General features: G+C 37.0%; 20 protein-coding genes. 13 read left to right on the top strand and 7 right to left on the bottom strand.

Annotation, left to right across the window (positions count from 1 at the left end; translation table 11 throughout):
• Positions 1 to 126: 126 nt before the first annotated feature.
• The 3 genes from lysS to ODE14_RS07845 all read right to left on the bottom strand — a co-directional run bounded on the left by lysS (position 127) and on the right by ODE14_RS07845 (position 2,596).
• Positions 127 to 1,827 (bottom strand): lysine--tRNA ligase, encoded by a 1,701-nt coding sequence (gene lysS, locus ODE14_RS07835; RefSeq protein ID WP_263603628.1) that lies wholly within the window; start codon positions 1,825 to 1,827, stop codon positions 127 to 129.
• A gap of 161 nt (positions 1,828 to 1,988) precedes the next feature.
• Positions 1,989 to 2,366: a c-type cytochrome gene (locus tag ODE14_RS07840; RefSeq protein ID WP_248392343.1), complete on the bottom strand. Its 378-nt coding sequence runs from the start codon at positions 2,364 to 2,366 to the stop codon at positions 1,989 to 1,991.
• Positions 2,366 to 2,596, bottom strand: a complete 231-nt coding sequence (locus ODE14_RS07845; protein WP_169229170.1) for a hypothetical protein — start codon at positions 2,594 to 2,596, stop codon at positions 2,366 to 2,368. Before ODE14_RS07845 ends, ODE14_RS07840 begins: the two co-directional genes overlap by 1 nt.
• A 381-nt stretch (positions 2,597 to 2,977) precedes the next feature.
• Between ODE14_RS07845 and ODE14_RS07850 the strand changes: the two genes are divergently transcribed.
• From ODE14_RS07850 to ODE14_RS07910, 13 genes are all read left to right on the top strand, one after another.
• Positions 2,978 to 4,396, top strand: coding sequence for an anthranilate synthase component I family protein (locus ODE14_RS07850; protein WP_263603629.1), 1,419 nt, complete (start codon positions 2,978 to 2,980; stop codon positions 4,394 to 4,396).
• Positions 4,397 to 4,412: 16 nt separating this feature from the next.
• Positions 4,413 to 5,021: an anthranilate synthase component II gene (locus tag ODE14_RS07855; RefSeq protein WP_263603630.1), complete on the top strand. Its 609-nt coding sequence runs from the start codon at positions 4,413 to 4,415 to the stop codon at positions 5,019 to 5,021.
• A 22-nt stretch (positions 5,022 to 5,043) separates the two neighbouring features.
• Positions 5,044 to 6,030: an anthranilate phosphoribosyltransferase gene (gene trpD, locus ODE14_RS07860; protein WP_263603631.1), complete on the top strand. Its 987-nt coding sequence runs from the start codon at positions 5,044 to 5,046 to the stop codon at positions 6,028 to 6,030.
• A 6-nt stretch (positions 6,031 to 6,036) separates the two neighbouring features.
• Positions 6,037 to 6,816, top strand: a complete 780-nt coding sequence (gene trpC, locus ODE14_RS07865; RefSeq protein WP_263603632.1) for an indole-3-glycerol phosphate synthase TrpC — start codon at positions 6,037 to 6,039, stop codon at positions 6,814 to 6,816.
• Positions 6,817 to 6,834: 18 nt separating this feature from the next.
• Positions 6,835 to 7,503 carry a phosphoribosylanthranilate isomerase gene (locus tag ODE14_RS07870; RefSeq protein WP_263603633.1) on the top strand — a complete coding sequence of 223 codons (669 nt, stop codon included), beginning with the start codon at positions 6,835 to 6,837 and terminating at the stop codon, positions 7,501 to 7,503.
• A gap of 162 nt (positions 7,504 to 7,665) precedes the next feature.
• A complete protein-coding gene (gene tnpA, locus ODE14_RS07875) occupies positions 7,666 to 8,118 on the top strand; it encodes an IS200/IS605 family transposase (protein ID WP_263603634.1) in 453 nt (150 codons plus the stop codon).
• Positions 8,119 to 8,203: 85 nt separating this feature from the next.
• A complete protein-coding gene (gene trpB / locus ODE14_RS07880; protein WP_263603635.1) occupies positions 8,204 to 9,382 on the top strand; it encodes a tryptophan synthase subunit beta in 1,179 nt (392 codons plus the stop codon).
• Positions 9,383 to 9,545: 163 nt separating this feature from the next.
• On the top strand, positions 9,546 to 10,280 hold the full coding sequence (gene trpA, locus ODE14_RS07885; protein WP_263603636.1) for a tryptophan synthase subunit alpha: 735 nt from the start codon (positions 9,546 to 9,548) through the stop codon (positions 10,278 to 10,280).
• A 32-nt stretch (positions 10,281 to 10,312) separates the two neighbouring features.
• Positions 10,313 to 11,038 (top strand): lipoyl(octanoyl) transferase LipB, encoded by a 726-nt coding sequence (gene lipB, locus ODE14_RS07890; RefSeq protein ID WP_263603637.1) that lies wholly within the window; start codon positions 10,313 to 10,315, stop codon positions 11,036 to 11,038.
• Between the two features lie 25 nt (positions 11,039 to 11,063).
• On the top strand, positions 11,064 to 11,657 hold the full coding sequence (locus ODE14_RS07895) for a hypothetical protein (RefSeq protein WP_263603638.1): 594 nt from the start codon (positions 11,064 to 11,066) through the stop codon (positions 11,655 to 11,657).
• 161 nt (positions 11,658 to 11,818) lie between these two features.
• Positions 11,819 to 12,451, top strand: coding sequence for an NAD(P)H-dependent oxidoreductase (locus ODE14_RS07900; protein WP_263603639.1), 633 nt, complete (start codon positions 11,819 to 11,821; stop codon positions 12,449 to 12,451).
• 24 nt (positions 12,452 to 12,475) lie between these two features.
• On the top strand, positions 12,476 to 12,910 hold the full coding sequence (locus tag ODE14_RS07905) for a MarR family winged helix-turn-helix transcriptional regulator (RefSeq protein ID WP_263603640.1): 435 nt from the start codon (positions 12,476 to 12,478) through the stop codon (positions 12,908 to 12,910).
• Positions 12,911 to 13,333 carry an organic hydroperoxide resistance protein gene (locus tag ODE14_RS07910; protein ID WP_169229868.1) on the top strand — a complete coding sequence of 141 codons (423 nt, stop codon included), beginning with the start codon at positions 12,911 to 12,913 and terminating at the stop codon, positions 13,331 to 13,333.
• A gap of 197 nt (positions 13,334 to 13,530) precedes the next feature.
• Here the strand turns inward: ODE14_RS07910 and ODE14_RS07915 are convergent, their stop codons facing one another.
• The 4 genes from ODE14_RS07915 to ODE14_RS07930 all read right to left on the bottom strand — a co-directional run bounded on the left by ODE14_RS07915 (position 13,531) and on the right by ODE14_RS07930 (position 17,125).
• The gene (locus tag ODE14_RS07915; protein WP_263603641.1) at positions 13,531 to 14,160 is read right to left on the bottom strand and encodes a peptide deformylase; all 630 of its coding nucleotides are present in this window, start codon (positions 14,158 to 14,160) and stop codon (positions 13,531 to 13,533) included.
• Positions 14,161 to 14,391: 231 nt separating this feature from the next.
• A complete protein-coding gene (locus tag ODE14_RS07920) occupies positions 14,392 to 15,264 on the bottom strand; it encodes a ChaN family lipoprotein (RefSeq protein WP_263603642.1) in 873 nt (290 codons plus the stop codon).
• Positions 15,265 to 15,441: 177 nt separating this feature from the next.
• Positions 15,442 to 16,470, bottom strand: coding sequence for a hemin-degrading factor (locus tag ODE14_RS07925; RefSeq protein WP_263603643.1), 1,029 nt, complete (start codon positions 16,468 to 16,470; stop codon positions 15,442 to 15,444).
• A gap of 4 nt (positions 16,471 to 16,474) precedes the next feature.
• Positions 16,475 to 17,125, bottom strand: coding sequence for a class I SAM-dependent methyltransferase (locus tag ODE14_RS07930; RefSeq protein ID WP_263603644.1), 651 nt, complete (start codon positions 17,123 to 17,125; stop codon positions 16,475 to 16,477).

Below are 17,125 nucleotides of genomic sequence, written 5' to 3' on the forward strand. Positions count from 1 at the left end.
CCTTTACTTTTAAAGAGTCATTATTTTCTTTGACAATTAAAACATCTGTTAAATGTCTTTGACTAAAAGTAAAAATGTAAAAAAAAAACAAAAAAAGAATGCCGTACTAGTTTTCATAAATGAGTTTTATGCTAACTTTATCAACAAAACCTCATCAATCTTTTCAACTTTCACCAGATTATTCTTTGTCAGAGTTTTTGAAGCTTTATCCCATTTTTTACCGGAAAGCTGGCTTCTTTCTTTCACTTCTGCCAAAGTAAACGGTTCTTCCTGGGAATTTAAAATTTCAAGAATCACTTTTTCGTCTTCACCTAATTCTATTTGCGGAACTGCTTTTTCAGGTCTCATCTGCGGGAAGAACAATACTTCCTGAATGGATGCATTATTCGTTAAGAACATGATCAGACGGTCCATTCCGATTCCTAAACCTGATGTTGGCGGCATTCCGTATTCCAGGGCTCTTAAGAAATCTTCGTCGATAAACTGACCTGCTTCATCATCCCCTTTTTCAGACAATTTTAACTGATCCTCAAAACGTTCTCTCTGATCAATCGGGTCATTTAGCTCCGAGTAAGCATTCGCTATTTCTTTTCCGCAAACCATCAGCTCAAAACGTTCCGTAAGACCTTCTTTGCTTCTGTGTTTCTTCGTCAAAGGAGACATTTCGATAGGATAATCGGTAATGAAAGTTGGCTGAATGAAGTTTCCTTCACATTTCTCCCCGAAAATTTCATCAATAATTTTTCCTTTACCCATTGTTTCGTTCACCTCAATTCCGATAGACTTTGCGAAATCAAACAATTCCTGCTCTGTTTTCCCTGTAATATCAAAACCTGTGAATTTCAGGATTGCATCCGTCATTGAAATTCTTTGGTAAGGCGCTTTAAAATCTACTTCATATTCACCAAATGTAGCCTTTGTCGTACCATTTACCTGAATAGCACAGAATTCCAGTAATTTTTCCGTGAAATCCATCATCCAGTTGTAATCTTTATAAGCTACATAGATTTCCATGGCTGTAAACTCAGGATTGTGAGTTCTGTCCATCCCTTCGTTTCTGAAGTTTTTGGAGAATTCGTATACCCCGTCGAAACCGCCCACGATCAATCTTTTCAGGTATAATTCGTTGGCAATTCTTAAATATAATGGAATGTCTAAAGCATTATGATGTGTAATGAAAGGTCTTGCCGCTGCTCCTCCCGGAATAGACTGTAAGATCGGAGTTTCCACCTCAAAATATCCGGCATCATTAAAGAATGTCCTCATCGCATTAAACAATTTGGTTCTTTTCACGAAAACTTCCTTTATCTGAGGATTTACCGTTAAATCTACGTAACGCTGTCTGTATCTTAGTTCCGGATCATTGAATGCATCATGCACCACTCCGTTTTCATCAGTTTTTGCCTGAGGGAGCGGTCTAAGTGATTTTGTAAGAAGGGTGAAGTTTTTTACCAAAACCGTTTTTTCGCCAACCTGCGTTGTGAAAAGTTCTCCTTCAACCCCGATAATATCTCCTATATCTAAAAGATGTTTGTATACCTCATTGTATAAAGTTTTGTCTTCACCGGTACAGATTTCATCCCTGTTGAAATAAACCTGGATTCTGCCTGTAGAATCCTGCAATTCAGCGAAAGATGCCTTTCCCTGAATTCTTCTTGACATTAATCTTCCTGCAATCTTAACCTGTTTATTATCAGCGAAATCCTGTTTTATAGATTCTGTAGTATCTGTAATTACATATTCATCTGCCGGGAATGCGTTGATCCCCATTTCAACAAGCTTGTTCAGCTTTTCTCTTCTGATAATTTCCTGTTCTGATAATTGCATTATTTCTATATTTCAATAACGCGCAAAGATAAGGGTTTTTGTCCTTAAAATTCAAAATTTTGTCTCATTTCAAAGTAAATTGGGTAAGATTATTACTAAATAAGGATAAAAAAAACTGTCTCCCGTAGTGAGAAACAGCTTTATTATTTTTCAGGATGAAATTATTTTTTCTTTAATGTTAAAATATATTCCACCATTTTTTTTGCCTCTTCTTTTGATACCTGAGGATGAGGTGCCATCGGCACACTGCCCCAGACTCCACTGCCGCCTTCTATAATTTTGGAAGCAAGCAGTTCAATATCTTTTTCAGCATATTTATCTGCAATTTCCTGGTAAGAAGGTCCTATCATTCTTTCATTAACCGCATGACATCCGGAACAGTCCAGACTTTCGATCATCTGTTCTCCGGAAAGACTGCTTTTTGCAGATCCCGCATCAACCCTTTTTTCCGGAGATGCTGTATCAACCGGTACATTTTCTTTTTTGGAACAGGAAATCAGGAATAAGCCCATGATCCCCGTAAGAAAAAGTCTTTTCATTATTTCGTAAGCGTATCAGCTTTTGCGTCTTTGGCAGGAACTGACATCGCAGCATTCACATCAGCTTCCGGTGTATCTCTTGTGGTTGCGCTGGAATCCTGCTGTACTGCAGTTGGTGCGTCCGGCTCAGGCAACATTGTGTTGCTGTCTTGTAAGTCATGATTTGGCTTTTTAGAACAGTTAGCCACTAATAAACCTCCGATAAATGCGATTGCTAATACTTTTTTCATTTTCTATAAAATTATTAAGCAAAAATATAAAAAATAAAGTTTTAAACTCATGATAATTATCCGATTTAAAAATATTTCTGAGAAATAAATTACTTCTTTAAGACTTTATGCAGCAGGTTTGTCATCATTAGAATGATAATGGATGGGAATTAATTTTTCTGGATTTTATTTTTTGTATTGAAAAAAATATTTACATTTGTAGCATGTTTAATATCAACAACAATAAAAATTGGTGGTGGCTTCCAAACTCTTCGTCGGGTCTGAAGTTATTGTCGTGTTGGTGATTCTTGTACAGCGATTATAATTTAAAATTATATAATAAAGACTTTGACGTATTCCGTTGAAGTCTTTTTTTTGTTTAAATCATTTAAAGAAACTGCAATGTTCAGTAAAAAAATAAAAATAAAAACCGTTTCCAGAAAAAGTCTCGGAGATCTTCAGACTCCGATGAATATTTACCTGCAAGTGCGTGACAAATTCAGGGATACCATTCTGCTGGAAAGTTCGGACTCTAAAAATATCGAAAATAATTTTTCGTTTATTGCCATTAATGCCATCGCCGGTATTGAAGTTAAAAACATCCATAAATATGAGGTTAAACTTCCAGGACAACAGCCCGTAAAATGTGATTTAGATAAAGATATTGCCGGTATTTTTAACGAATTTTCAAACATGTTTGAATGTGAAAAAATACATGATCCAATTGCAGAAACCGCTCAAAGTCTTTTCGGATATACCAGTTTTGAAGCCGTACAGTTCTTTGAAAAACTTGAATTTAAGCCGCAGAGTCCGGAAGTAGAAATTCCTCTTATGCGCTACCGGCTCTACCAATATGTGATTGCCATTAACCATTATAATGATGAAATGCACCTTATTGAAAATCAAATTGAAGGAATAAGATCTGACATATACACACTGGAAAGCTTTATTAAAAACAAAAACCCCGCAATTTATCCGTTTGAAAAAAACGGAGAAGAAACCTCTAATATTACGGATGAAGAATATATTGACTTGGTAAAAACGGCACAGAAACATTGTATGAGAGGCGATGTATTCCAGCTGGTTTTGAGCAGAAGATTTGAACAGAAATTCAAAGGTGACGAGTTCAATGTGTATCGCGCTTTGAGAAATATCAATCCTTCGCCCTATTTATTTTTCTTTGATTACGGAAACTATAAATTATTCGGTTCAAGTCCTGAAAGCCAATTGATTATTAAAGATAACAAAGCGATTATCCATCCTATTGCGGGAACTTTCAAAAGAACCGGCGACTTTGAAACCGATTTGCAATCGGCTGAATCTTTAAAAAAAGATCCTAAGGAAAATGCAGAACATACCATGCTCGTTGACCTGGCGAGAAATGATCTCGGAAAGCTGGGAAAAGATGTGACCGTAACAAAGCTCAAGGAAATACAGTTATTTTCACATGTTATTCATATGGTAAGTGAAGTTACAGCAGATTTACCCCAAGATACAAAGCCTTTTGAAATGATGGCGGCAACCTTTCCACAAGGAACTTTAAGTGGAGCCCCAAAACATAAAGCTTTGCAACTTATCAATACCTACGAAAAAAATTCCCGTGGCTATTACGGCGGGTGCATCGGTTTTTTTGGCTTAAACGGAACCTGCAACCAGGCCATAATGATCCGTACCTTTTTAAGCAAAAATAACACGTTGTATTATCAGGCAGGCGCAGGACTGGTCGCGAAATCAAGTCCTGAAAGTGAACTGCAGGAAGTCAATAATAAGCTTAATGCGTTGAAAAAAGCGGTGGAAAAGGCAGAAAAGCTGGCAGAATAATTAATGAAAAAATAAAATGAAATATAACCCAACAACCAACAACCAACAACCAGCAACTAAAGTTCTTGTCTTCGATAATTACGACAGCTTCACCTATAATCTGGTTCAGATGATCGAAAGAATACTTCAGATTAAAGTAGATGTAGTGAAGAACGACGAAATTACGCTGGAAGAGATTGATCAATACGATAAAATTGTACTTTCACCCGGACCCGGAATTCCTGAAGAAGCCGGAATTTTACTGGAATTAATTAAAAAATATGCTTCCACAAAAAGTATTTTAGGAGTTTGCCTCGGTCAGCAGGCTATTGCAGAGGCTTTTGGAGGAAGTCTTATTAACCTTTCGGAAATTTTCCATGGCGTTGCAACATCCGCAGAAATTATAAAACAGGAGACGAAAATTTTCAAAAATCTCCAAAGCGGAATGGAAGTGGGAAGATACCACAGCTGGGTAGTGAATCCCAAAGATTTTCCTGAAGAGCTTGAAATAACAGCAGTAGACAAAGACGGAATGATCATGGCATTGCAGCATAAAACCTATGATGTTCATGGCGTACAGTTTCACCCTGAAAGTATTCTGACACCGGAAGGAGAAGTAATTATCAGAAACTTTCTGCTGGATTAATAATTTATCTAAATCAAAATCAATGAAAGAGATTCTTGAATACCTTTTCAATCATCATACGTTGTCTAAATCGCAGGCAAAAGCCATTATGATTGAAATTGCACAAAATAAGTTTAATGCTACTGAAGTAACCGCTTTTGTAACCATTTTCCTGATGCGGAATATTACGCTGCCGGAACTTCAGGGATTTCGTGAAGCTCTTCTGCAAATGGCTGTTCCGGTAAAAATTAATGCAGATGATGCGATTGACATTGTGGGAACAGGTGGCGACGGAAAAAATACCATAAACATTTCAACATTAGCGAGCTTTGTTGTCGCTGGTGCCGGACAAAAAGTAACAAAACACGGAAATTACGGAGCATCAACCCTCACAGGTTCTTCAAATGTTCTGGAACAAGCAGGATATGTCTTCAAAAAAACCTCGGAAGAACTGCAAAAAGAACTGGATCAATCCAATATTTGTTTTCTTCACGCACCTTACTTTCACCCTGCCCTTCAATCCGTAGGCGCGTTGAGAAAGTCACTCGGACTAAGAACATTTTTTAATCTTCTGGGTCCGTTGGTGAATCCTGCCAAGCCCCGGTTTTCAGTAATAGGTGTTTATAATCTTGAGATTGCAAGAATTTATCAATACCTGCTGCAAAAAGATGAACGTGAATTTATGATCGTTCACGGAATGGACGGTTACGATGAAATCAGCCTCACCCATGACACGAAAATCATTACCAAAGAGGGCGAGAAAGTATATTCTACATCGGATCTGGACTTCGAACCTGTAACTGCTGAAAGCATTCAGGCGGGATCATCTATTCAGGAAACAGCGGAAATATTTAAAAACATTTTACAAGGAAAAGGAACGTCACAGCAAAATGCAGTGGTTTTGGTTAATGCTGCCGTTGCGCTTTTTCATACAAAAAGATTTGGGGATTACAACGAATGCCTAACCCTTACTAAAGAAAGTCTTTATAGCGGAAAAGCACTGAACAGCTTCGAACTGTTATTAAAATAATACCTTATGAATATACTTGATCAAATCGTTCAGAGAAAAAAGGAGGAAATTGAGTTTTCAAAGTCGAAAATCTCCGTTCAGCTGCTTAAAGATTCAATATTCTTTGAGAGAAAAACCTATTCTTTGAAGAAAACCATCAAAACCAAAAGCGGAATCATTGCCGAATTCAAAAGGCAGTCTCCGTCAAAAGGAATTATAAATAATACTATTTCTCCACTGGAGGTCACTTCAGCGTATGAAAAATCAGGAGCAAGCGCAATTTCGGTATTAACAGATCAGAATTTTTTTGGAGGAAGCTTTGATGATATCATTCAAATACGGCAACAGATCAGTATTCCTATTTTAAGAAAAGATTTTATGGTGGATGAATATCAGTTTTATGAAGCTAAAAATATGGGAGCCGATATCGTATTGCTTATTGCTGCCTGCCTTTCCATTTCTCAGGTTGATGAATTTACAGATCTCGCTCATCAGCTCGGATTAGAGGTTTTGCTGGAAATTCATACCGAAGAAGAATTAAAACATTACAACAAAAATATTGACCTGGTTGGAATCAACAACCGGAATTTAAAAGATTTCCGTGTAGATCTCGAACATTCCGTTCAGTTAAAAAACCTGCTTCCAAAAGAGACCTTTTCCGTTGCCGAAAGCGGAATTTACAGCATTGAAGATTTCTTGTATTTGAAAGAAAAAGGGTTTGACGGTTTCCTTATGGGAGAATACTTTATGAAAGATGAAAATCCGGGAAATAAGTTCAGAGAATTTGTTTTGAATGTAACAATGTAACAGTCTAAAAATTTAACAATGATGGAGCGGCAAAAACTACTACCCGGAAATGATCTGTTGAAACTGAAAGTTTGCGGTTTAACACAACTGGAACAAATCGAAGAGCTGACTGCAATGAAAACGGATTTTCTTGGTTTTATTTTTTATGAAAAATCACCCAGATATATTTTAAATCATTTGAGTTTAAAACAAATTGGAGAAATCAAACATCGGGGAAAAGTCGGGGTTTTTGTCAATGAAAGTTTAGAAAGAATAGCGGAAACCGCAGAAAAAGCAAAATTGAATTTTATCCAGCTCCACGGCGATGAAAGCAAAGATTTTACCATTGAATTAAGAAAAAAAATACATCCGGAAAACGGAATTATTAAAGTCATAAGAATGGTAAATCAAATATCAGATGAATTACAACAAATTATCCATGAAAACCAATCAGCAGATTATCTTCTTTTTGATACCGATTCTACAGCCTTTGGAGGAACCGGAACAACTTTCGACTGGAACATTTTGAACTCCATTGAAATCTCACTTCCCTACTTTCTAAGCGGCGGCATTTCATCAGAGAATATTGAAAAAGTAAAGCACTTAAAACAAAAACCCTTCGCCATCGATATCAATTCGCGCTTTGAAATAAAACCCGGTGTCAAAGATTTGGAAAAAATAAAAATTTTAAAAAATAATATCAAATGAAAACGAAGTCCCGAAGGGACGACCTACAACAAAATCGGATGTGAATCCGATATAAAATAATAATTTTTAAAATCCAAACAGAGTCCCGAAGGGACGACCTATAACAGAATCGGATGTAAGTCCGATTTAAATTACATCAAAACAATTTAAAAACACAAACAGATGTCACAATCATTAGTAAAAAATTATGTACACATTGTTTTCAGTACAAAGTACAGAGAAGATTTCATCGATGAAAAAATAGAAAAGGAATTATTTTCATACATCGCGGTCATTTGTAAAAATTTAGAAAGTACAGCACTGCAAATTGGAGGAACAGATAACCATATTCATATACTCTGTGTACTTTCAAAGAAAATTGCATTAATGAAACTCGTTCAGGAAATTAAAGCCAATTCATCAAAATGGATAAAAACAAAAGGAAAAGAATATGAAAATTTCTTCTGGCAGGATGGTTATGGAGCGTTTTCGGTAGCTGAAGAAAATGTATTTGTTGTCAGAAAATATATCAGAAACCAAAGACAGCATCACCAGCAAATCCATTACAAAGATGAGCTGATAGGCATTCTCGAAAAACACAAAATGAAATATGATGAAAAATATTTATGGGATTAGTTTAATTGGACTGCATCCAATCCTGACATATGCCGTCCCTTCGGGACTCGCCCAATCAAAATAATATAACTTTAAAAACCAAAATATGAATTACAAAAATCCCGATAAACACGGATATTACGGCGAATTCGGAGGAGCTTTCATCCCCGAAATGCTCTATCCCAATGTAGAAGAATTACAATCCGGTTATCTTGAAATCATTGAATCCGAAAGTTTTCAACGAGAATATCAGAGCTTATTAAAAAATTACGTTGGGCGTGCAACCCCTTTGTATTTTGCCAAAAATTTAAGCGAGAAATACAATACCCAAATATACCTTAAAAGAGAAGACCTGAACCATACCGGAGCGCACAAAATCAACAATGCGATCGGCCAGGTTTTATTCGCAAAACGACTCGGGAAAAACAGGATTATTGCAGAAACCGGGGCAGGTCAACATGGAGTAGCTACTGCAACAGCTTGTGCTTTATTAGGTCTTGAATGTATTGTTTACATGGGAGAAATTGACATTCAACGACAGGCCCCGAACGTTGCCCGAATGAAAATGCTTGGCGCAGAAGTCATTCCCGCAACTTCAGGTTCCAAGACATTAAAAGATGCGGTGAATGAAGCCTTGCGCGACTGGATCAACAATCCCTCAACCACACATTATGTCATTGGAAGTGTGGTGGGACCACACCCTTTTCCGGATCTCGTAGCCCGATTTCAGAGTATTATTTCAAAAGAAATCAAAGAACAGCTGCTGGAACAGACGGGCCGTGAAAATCCTGATTACGTCATTGCCTGCGTTGGTGGCGGAAGCAATGCTGCAGGGGCTTTTTACCATTTTGTAGAGGAAAAAAATGTACAACTGATCGCAGCCGAAGCCGGAGGTTTCGGAGTAGATTCGGGAAAATCTGCTGCCACAACTTTTCTGGGAACTTTAGGCATTCTTCATGGAAGCAAAAGTCTGGTGATGCAGACAGTTGACGGACAGGTCATTGAACCCCATTCCATTTCCGCAGGTCTGGATTATCCGGGAATTGGGCCATTCCATGCTAATTTATTTAAAGAAAACCGGGCAGAATTTTTCAGCATTAATGATGAGGAAGCCTTGCAATCGGCGTTTCAGCTCACCAGGATCGAAGGCATTATTCCGGCTCTGGAAAGTGCTCATGCTTTAGCCGTTTTGGATAAAAAAAGATTCGAAAAAGATGATCTTGTGGTGATCTGCCTCAGCGGCCGCGGGGATAAAGATATGGAAACATATCTGAAACATCTATAAAATAAATCGTATTACGTTTTTATCAACCCGTAAAAGAAGTAAATTATTAAAGAAAACATAATCAAAGATTTTACACTTTTGAAAGCTGTTGGTTTTGATTAATATTTACAAATATCTTTTGTCTCTTTTGCGGTTAAAACAACAACATTAAAAAAGGTTTAAAATGAAAAAACTAAACATATACTTCACCGCAGGAATTCCTCAACTGGAAGACACCGGAGAAATTATAAAACTTATTCAGGCTTCCGGTGCGGATATGATCGAAATCGGAATGCCTTATTCCGACCCGGTTGCCGACGGACCTGTTATTCAGAAGGCTCACGAATTGGCACTGAAAAACGGAATGACCATCGACAAGCTTTTCTCACAATTAAAATCCATTAAAAATGAACTCAAAATTCCTTTGATTTTAATGGGTTACATCAACCCCGTCTTAAGTTTCGGCTTTGAAAGGTTTTGTAAAGAATGTTCCGAAAGCGGTGTTTCAGGACTTATTATTCCAGACCTGCCTCCCATTGAATTTGAAAGAAACTATCATTCAATTATTAAAAAATACAACTTGAATTTTACTTTCCTGATCACTCCTGAAACATCAAGTGAAAGGATCTTGTATCTGGATTCTTTAAGTTCCGGGTTTCTGTACGCCGTAAGCTCATCATCGACCACCGGAAATCAAAATGCAGATTTAAACAATGAAAACTATTTTTCAAAAATCTCCTCTTTAGCTTTAAAAAATCCCGTGATGATCGGCTTCGGCATTAAAACAAAACAGGATTTTGAAAATGTTACCGAAAAAGCCGCCGGCGGAATTATAGGAACTGCCTTTGTCGATATTTTACTCAGTCATAGAAATTGGAAGAACGAGGCTATAGATTTCATCCATTCGATCAAAGCGTAAAAATCACTAAATTTGTGTCATCAAAAAATAAAATGAATACACATCAGAATAAAGTTGTAGAATTTGAAGATTTGGGAACAAGAGATTACCAGTCAGCGTGGGATTATCAGGAGTCTCTGATGAAAAACATCATTGATCTTAAAATCAAAAACCGAGATCTGCCTGCAGAAGAGCATGCTACTACACCCAACCACTTCCTTTTAGTAGAACATCCGCATGTTTATACCTTAGGAAAAAGCGGACATGAAGAAAATATGCTCGCCGGAATCGACAAATTAAAGGAAATCGATGCGACTTTTGTAAAGGTAAACCGCGGCGGTGACATTACCTATCACGGATACGGACAAATTGTGGGCTATCCAATTTTAGATCTTGAAAACTTTTTCACCGATATTCATAAATATATGCGAAATCTGGAGGAAGTGATCATCAGAACCATTGCAGAATACGGACTGAAAGGCGAACGTTCCGAAGGGGAAACCGGAGTCTGGCTGGATGTAGGAAAACCTTACGCCAGGAAAATCTGCGCAATGGGCGTGAAAGCTTCTCGATGGGTTACGCTGCACGGTTTTGCACTAAATGTAAATACTGATATGCGCTATTTCGAATACATCATTCCGTGCGGGATCAAAGACAAACAGGTAACTTCCTTAAAAAGAGAGCTGGAAAGAGAACTTACACCTGAAGAAATGGAAGATCTCAAATCAAAGATCAGAAACCATTTTGAGGAGGTTTTTGAAGCGGAAATAAAATTTTAACTAATAACCACAAACAAATTAAAGTATGAGAGCTTATTTAATTATATGCCTTATTTTCCTTTTAACATCATGTTCTGAAAAAATAGAAAAACAAGGGCTTAAAGTGATTGATAAGTCTATAGGCTTGTCAATGATTGTTCCGGATAGTTTTTCAAAACTTGACGAAGAAACAAAACTTGAAAAAGTTCAAAAAGGTAAAAAGGTCATTGAGGATTTGCATGACTCTGTATTTGTTTTAAATGACATACAAAAAGCTAATATTTTTAGTCATGACGACAATAATATGTTTGTTTTAAATACACAGAATTACGATTTTGAGACACAAGGAGAATATAGATCTGCCATTAATAATATAAATAAGCTGATATACGAAACTCAAGTTAAAAACTATCCGGAAACAAAAATTGATTCTTCTACGACCACTGAAATTATTGATGGAATTGAGTTTATGAAATTTACCTTAAATGCAACAATTTCCAAAAATGCAACCATGCATATGGTAAATTACAACCATTTGTTTGATAATAAAAAAGATCTTAAAGCTGCAGTTATTTTTACCGATGAAGCATTGGGAAAAGCAGTATTAAAAAGCTTCAAAGCAGCCAAATTCAAAAAATAGATTCACTTACGATTATAATTATAGCGTAGCCAGGAAAAAATAAACTTCAAATTTATAAAGAATATTTTGTCGCAAAAAAATCAAAATATTAAATTAAATTGCACACAATTTAATTTGGCAACATTTTTGCATAGACTAATTCAAATAAAATAATTAGCAAAATGTCATTAATAGAAGATTTAAATTGGAGACATGCTGTAAAAGCATATGATCCTACAAAAAAACTCAAAGAAGAAGATTTAAATAAAATTTTAGAAGCAGCAAGGCTTGCTCCCACTTCATCGGGTTTACAGCCATTTCGTGTTATTGTTGTTGAAAATCAGGAATTAAAAGAGAAAATGGTTCAGGGAGCCTTGAATCCGGAAGTGATGAGAGATTCTTCCCACGTATTGGTATTCGCCGCATGGGACAGCTATTCCGATCAAAAAATCGATAAAGTATATGATTATCATACTGATGTGAGAGATCTGCCTAAAGGCCGTTTTTCAAGCTACACTGATAAACTTAAAGAAATATACGGAGCGCAAACTCCTGAACAGCATTTCGCGCATACGGCAAGACAAACTTATATTGCTCTCGGACTTGCCATGGCTCAGGCTGCAGAACTGAAAATCGACAGCACCCCTGCAGAAGGGTTCAGCAATGAAGTAGTGGATGAAATTTTAGGCCTGAAAGAGTTGGGATTAAAGAGCGTAAGTTTACTGTATCTGGGATACCGGGACGAAAAAAACGACTGGCTTTCGCACATGAAAAAAGTGAGAATTCCAATGGAGGAATTTATTATTAAAAAATAATCAACACCCTAATTTTTTCAAATCATGGAACAACAGGAATCTTTAAAACTGCAAAACCAACTCTGCTTTCCGCTGTATGTAATCGCAAAAGAGATCACCGGCCTTTACCGCCCGTTCCTTGATGAGCTGGATATTACCTATCCCCAGTATCTTGTAATGATGGTATTATGGGAAAATGACGGCCTCTCCGTAAACCATATCGGCGAAAAGCTGTATCTCGACAGCGGAACACTGACGCCCTTACTGAAAAGGCTGGAAACTAAAGGTTTCATCCTGAGGAAAAGAAAAAAAGAAGATGAAAGGGTGGTTGAAGTATTCACCACGGAAACAGGGAAAGCTTTAAAAGCAAAAGCCTGTGAAATTCCGGAAAAAATATATAAAAAGATCGATGTATCCGAGCAGGACTGGATTGATCTTAAAACAAGTGTATTAAAAATATTAAATAAAATAGAAAAATAAATGAAAACCTTATATACAACAAAAGTAACAGCAACAGGAGGAAGAAATGGACATGTAAAAAGCGACAACGGAGTCCTTGACCTTGACGTTAAAATGCCGAAAGCTCTCGGAGGAGCCAACGATGATTTCGCCAACCCGGAGATGCTTTTCGCAGCAGGATATTCAGCGTGTTTTGACAGTGCACTGAACAGGGTGATCTCTTTATCAAAAGTCCAGACAGGAGAAACAACTGTTACTGCGGAAGTGAGCATCGGACAAATTGAAAACGGAGGTTTCGGACTGGCTGTTCAGCTTGATGTCAATATTCCAGGAGTTTCCCTGGAAGAAGCACAGTCTTTAACAGAAAAAGCACACCAGATCTGTCCTTACTCCAACGCTACAAGAAATAATATCGAGGTGAAACTTTCGGTAACGAACAATTAGAAATTAGCTTGTTACCTGTAATAAAGTTTAAACCTTATTTACCGCAAACCGAAGGTTCGACGGAGTCAAAAGACACAAAAGATTTTTATTCTCTTGAAAATTATATTGCTTAAAACTTATAGAAGATAACTTTTGTTTCTTCTGTGGTTAAAATAAAATCTGTTTCTCAGGAAGCAGATTTTTTCATATCACAGAAACTATCTGGTCACAGAATCTGCTTTTTTAAAAGCGTCCACTTTCTGGTACGCATTATTCTTTTCTTTCTCTTTTTTATCAGAAATTAAAATTCCGAAAAGATGGTCGATCTCATGCTGGAAGATCACGGCAGTAAAACCTTCCACAATTTCTGAATACTTTTGCCCTTTTAAGTCAACATATTCCAGCTGAATCACTTTGCTTCTGTAAAACTGATCCCTGAAATCAGGAATTGAGAGGTCGCCTTCCGGACCGAGATTCTGCAGCTCAGATCTCCAGACAATGACAGGATTGATGAAGTATTCTAACGGTTCACCTACCTTATCAAAACGCTGTACCCAGATCACTTTTCGGTTGATTCCCACTTGCGGTGCCGCGATTCCTACTCCGCCATCCGTTGACAGCAGGGATTCTTTCATCCTTTTAACTAAAACTGCGGTATTTTTATCCAACGGATCAATTTCCGTAGAAAGACTTAGTAAAGTTTTATGCTGATGTTCATCAGTAGTCTGGTAAATCGGCAGTGCAGTATTGGTATCTCTCTGATTAATAATAAAAATCTCATCAGAAGTAAGTTTCTGTGCGTTCAAAAGACTCATTAAAAAGATGAAGAGAAATGATATTTTTTTCATATTACCGGAATATCAGACAAAAATAAAAGATGTTTTAAATTTTTCAAAGCCGATTCGTATTATTTAAAGATCATAGCAGCTTTTTAGTATCTCTGACCACAGATTTTATAGATTCTCAGATGATCGTGAATAACTTTATTGATTTTTTTAAGTTTTATTTAAATTCTAAAATTAAAACACTTCTCACTTCTCACTTCTTACATCTTACATCTTACGTTTCACTTACTACCTTCAATACGTTTTCGTCATATCCGCAGGCAATATCAGGTTAAAATCTGTTGGCACATACCCTTTTTCCGGAATTTTCAGCTCAGGATCTTCCGATTCAAAAACGGAGATTACAGCCATTTTAAGATCAGGATTCTTTTGTCTGATGTACCAATAAATTCCACCAAACTCTTTGCTGTGGTAATTTCCGTTGTAATGAATGAATGTTTTTCCGGACTGAATATTTTTAAGAATCGATTCCGCCATGGTGGCATCTTTAATGGCTTGTGCGGAGACAAAATTCATTACTTTCATTTCTTCCGCGTGGTCTCCCATCATTTTTTTCATTTCCTGATAACCTGGCGTTTCCAGAGTGACTGTTATCGGAAGCTGTGCAATATAGGTTTTATCTTTCGCCGGTAAACTGTTCAAAGATTTCAGTCCTTCCTTTGAAGTCTGGGAAGCATATCTTCTGGGAACATTGGTGGCAATGAAAGGCAGTTTTTTGGCTTTCGCAAAATCAACCAAAGGTTTATAATCTGTTGAAAAATTATTCCACAAACGGGCAGAATCTTTCAATCCTTTGGAATCGAATGTTCCGGAAAGATACTTATTAAGCTGTTCTTGATTGTCTCTTTCAAACATTTCGGCACCCAGGATCAGCTGTCCGTTTTTCTTTTGGTAAAGCGCCTCGGTAACTTTCAGCTGGAGCCAGTGATTGATAGAGTTATTATGATTTTCACCAAAGAAAACAACATCGTAATCAGCAAGTTCCTTCACCATTTTTTCGGTGCTGATTTCTTTTCCTTTTTTATTATAGAACTGATAAGCTTTAAAATTCTGGGCATTCAATGAACAGAAAAAAACAAGCAATACTATTGAGAAAATGTTTTTCATTTTATTTATTTTTTAACACAAATAATTTTCACAAATATCACAATACTTTTTGATTTTTCAGGTCCATGATAATTTAATAAAAGGATTTGGGTTATTTATGAAACATTTATGCAAATTGTTTAGATCAAAAAAGCCGCCCTGCACAAAACAAAACGGCTAAAAAAACGATCTAACTATTTATTTTTCAAGGTCTGCAACAAGATTTTTCCATTCCTGCAGTTCCGGAATTCCCGGCTTTCTTTTTCCAAAAAACTGTACGATGAAATCTCCTTCTTTGTTGAATACTTCAATAGCGGTAACCTCTCCGTCTTCCGTAGGTTTCTTCACGATCCATGCTTCAGCGATTTTTGTAACATCAAGGTGAAGGTTAAAGTCAGGATCCATCACATTGAACCATTGCTGGTGCCAAAGTGTTTTTTTCACATTCCCGGTATGAATCTGGATAATTCCTCTGTTTCCAACAAAAATCATGATTGGCAGCTGTTTTTCAGAAGCGTCTTCCAAAACGTTAACTACTTTCGAGCTGTCGATTTTTTTGGTAAAACCTTCCGGAGCCAGTCGTAATGCCTGCGTTCTGCTCACCCCGAATTTTCTGGTCATCATGAAGAAATCATGCGTATCTTTCAGGTCCGTCCAGGCTTTTTGGAAACCTTCCACATCAATTTCGGAATCCGGCTTTTCTTCCGCTTTAGGAGCTACCGCTTCGCATTCTATGATTGAATGCTGCTCCTCTGCTTTAAATTTTTCCACTATTGCATCAAAAGCAGCTTCATTACTGTCTTTGGTTAAATAGATTTTATGTAATGCCAGTCCGTCTTTTCCGAAGAACTGCAGGCTTTTTTTATCACCTTCCACCACTGCAAAAGCGAACTTCCAATGGTTAAGAAAAATTCTGAGGTCAATATCTTCGCCCACGAAAAGCTGTGCATGAGGACTGCTGAAATCACCATTCAGGTAAGTTCCTTTTCTTTCATGAACACATTCATCATTGCGGGTAAGCGCCATTACTTTCCCTAATTGCTCAGCATCCGTCAGAATATCTTTAAATTCCGGCTTTAAAACCGTTACACCTTCGCCAACATTCGTAGCCAGCAGTTCTGCTTCGCTTACGCCCAGCTCTGCAGCTGCATTGCGAATTCTCAAATGAGGATTATCCGCTTTAAGAGCTTCCCATTTTTCTTTAAGATCGTGTACTAATGTGCTCATTATTTTATTTTTTAATGGTTAAAATTGTATAATTTCTTGTTATTGTTTCTTCTGATGTTTTGCTTTTGATCTGCTCTTCCCGTTCTGAAATTTTCATTCTTTTAAAATGGCTTTTCGAGATTATTTCTTCCATTTCAGCGTTGCTGTACAATTTGAAATCAAACTGTGTGAAAGGCAGTTTTTCCATGAAATTTCGTTGTCCGAAAGTGAGTACAAAGGTTCCGTTGTCCTTCAGAACCCGGTATATTTCATTTAAATATTCAACAGGCTGCTCCCAGAAATAAACGGTGTTCACCGTAAATATCTTGGCAAAAGTTTTATCCTGAAATGGTAATTTCTTTCCCTCATACAAAACAAAATCCGCCTGACCTTCAAAATGCTTATTCAGTCTTTTTGCCTCGTTGTGCATGGTTTCGGAAATATCAATTCCGGTATATTTTATATTTGTGGCTTTATTTAAAATGCTTTTTACGTGGTCAGCATTTCCGTGCCCGATTTCAAGGATGTGTTCATCGTCTTCTATTAAAAGCGTCTGAATGCTTTCCAGTGTCATTCCGATATTGGTGGCATTCATCATCTCACCAATTTCAATTCCCTTCTTTCCCTGCGGATTGGCAAGGTTTTGTGCTAATATTTTTAAATCCTGTTTTTCCAT

Source organism: Chryseobacterium sp. PET-29, from assembly GCF_025736815.1.
GTDB lineage: Bacteria > Bacteroidota > Bacteroidia > Flavobacteriales > Weeksellaceae > Chryseobacterium > Chryseobacterium nepalense.

Bases quoted from the DNA above. Each gene is read 5' to 3' on its own strand.
- lysS (WP_263603628.1), bottom strand. From the start codon at position 1,827: ATGCAATTATCAGAACAGGAAATTATCAGAAGAGAAAAGCTGAACAAG.
- ODE14_RS07840 (WP_248392343.1), bottom strand. From the start codon at position 2,366: ATGAAAAGACTTTTTCTTACGGGGATCATGGGCTTATTCCTGATTTCC.
- ODE14_RS07845 (WP_169229170.1), bottom strand. From the start codon at position 2,596: ATGAAAAAAGTATTAGCAATCGCATTTATCGGAGGTTTATTAGTGGCT.
- ODE14_RS07850 (WP_263603629.1), top strand. From the start codon at position 2,978: ATGTTCAGTAAAAAAATAAAAATAAAAACCGTTTCCAGAAAAAGTCTC.
- ODE14_RS07855 (WP_263603630.1), top strand. From the start codon at position 4,413: ATGAAATATAACCCAACAACCAACAACCAACAACCAGCAACTAAAGTT.
- trpD (WP_263603631.1), top strand. From the start codon at position 5,044: ATGAAAGAGATTCTTGAATACCTTTTCAATCATCATACGTTGTCTAAA.
- trpC (WP_263603632.1), top strand. From the start codon at position 6,037: ATGAATATACTTGATCAAATCGTTCAGAGAAAAAAGGAGGAAATTGAG.
- ODE14_RS07870 (WP_263603633.1), top strand. From the start codon at position 6,835: ATGATGGAGCGGCAAAAACTACTACCCGGAAATGATCTGTTGAAACTG.
- tnpA (WP_263603634.1), top strand. From the start codon at position 7,666: ATGTCACAATCATTAGTAAAAAATTATGTACACATTGTTTTCAGTACA.
- trpB (WP_263603635.1), top strand. From the start codon at position 8,204: ATGAATTACAAAAATCCCGATAAACACGGATATTACGGCGAATTCGGA.
- trpA (WP_263603636.1), top strand. From the start codon at position 9,546: ATGAAAAAACTAAACATATACTTCACCGCAGGAATTCCTCAACTGGAA.
- lipB (WP_263603637.1), top strand. From the start codon at position 10,313: ATGAATACACATCAGAATAAAGTTGTAGAATTTGAAGATTTGGGAACA.
- ODE14_RS07895 (WP_263603638.1), top strand. From the start codon at position 11,064: ATGAGAGCTTATTTAATTATATGCCTTATTTTCCTTTTAACATCATGT.
- ODE14_RS07900 (WP_263603639.1), top strand. From the start codon at position 11,819: ATGTCATTAATAGAAGATTTAAATTGGAGACATGCTGTAAAAGCATAT.
- ODE14_RS07905 (WP_263603640.1), top strand. From the start codon at position 12,476: ATGGAACAACAGGAATCTTTAAAACTGCAAAACCAACTCTGCTTTCCG.
- ODE14_RS07910 (WP_169229868.1), top strand. From the start codon at position 12,911: ATGAAAACCTTATATACAACAAAAGTAACAGCAACAGGAGGAAGAAAT.
- ODE14_RS07915 (WP_263603641.1), bottom strand. From the start codon at position 14,160: ATGAAAAAAATATCATTTCTCTTCATCTTTTTAATGAGTCTTTTGAAC.
- ODE14_RS07920 (WP_263603642.1), bottom strand. From the start codon at position 15,264: ATGAAAAACATTTTCTCAATAGTATTGCTTGTTTTTTTCTGTTCATTG.
- ODE14_RS07925 (WP_263603643.1), bottom strand. From the start codon at position 16,470: ATGAGCACATTAGTACACGATCTTAAAGAAAAATGGGAAGCTCTTAAA.
- ODE14_RS07930 (WP_263603644.1), bottom strand. From the start codon at position 17,125: ATGGAAAAACAGGATTTAAAAATATTAGCACAAAACCTTGCCAATCCG.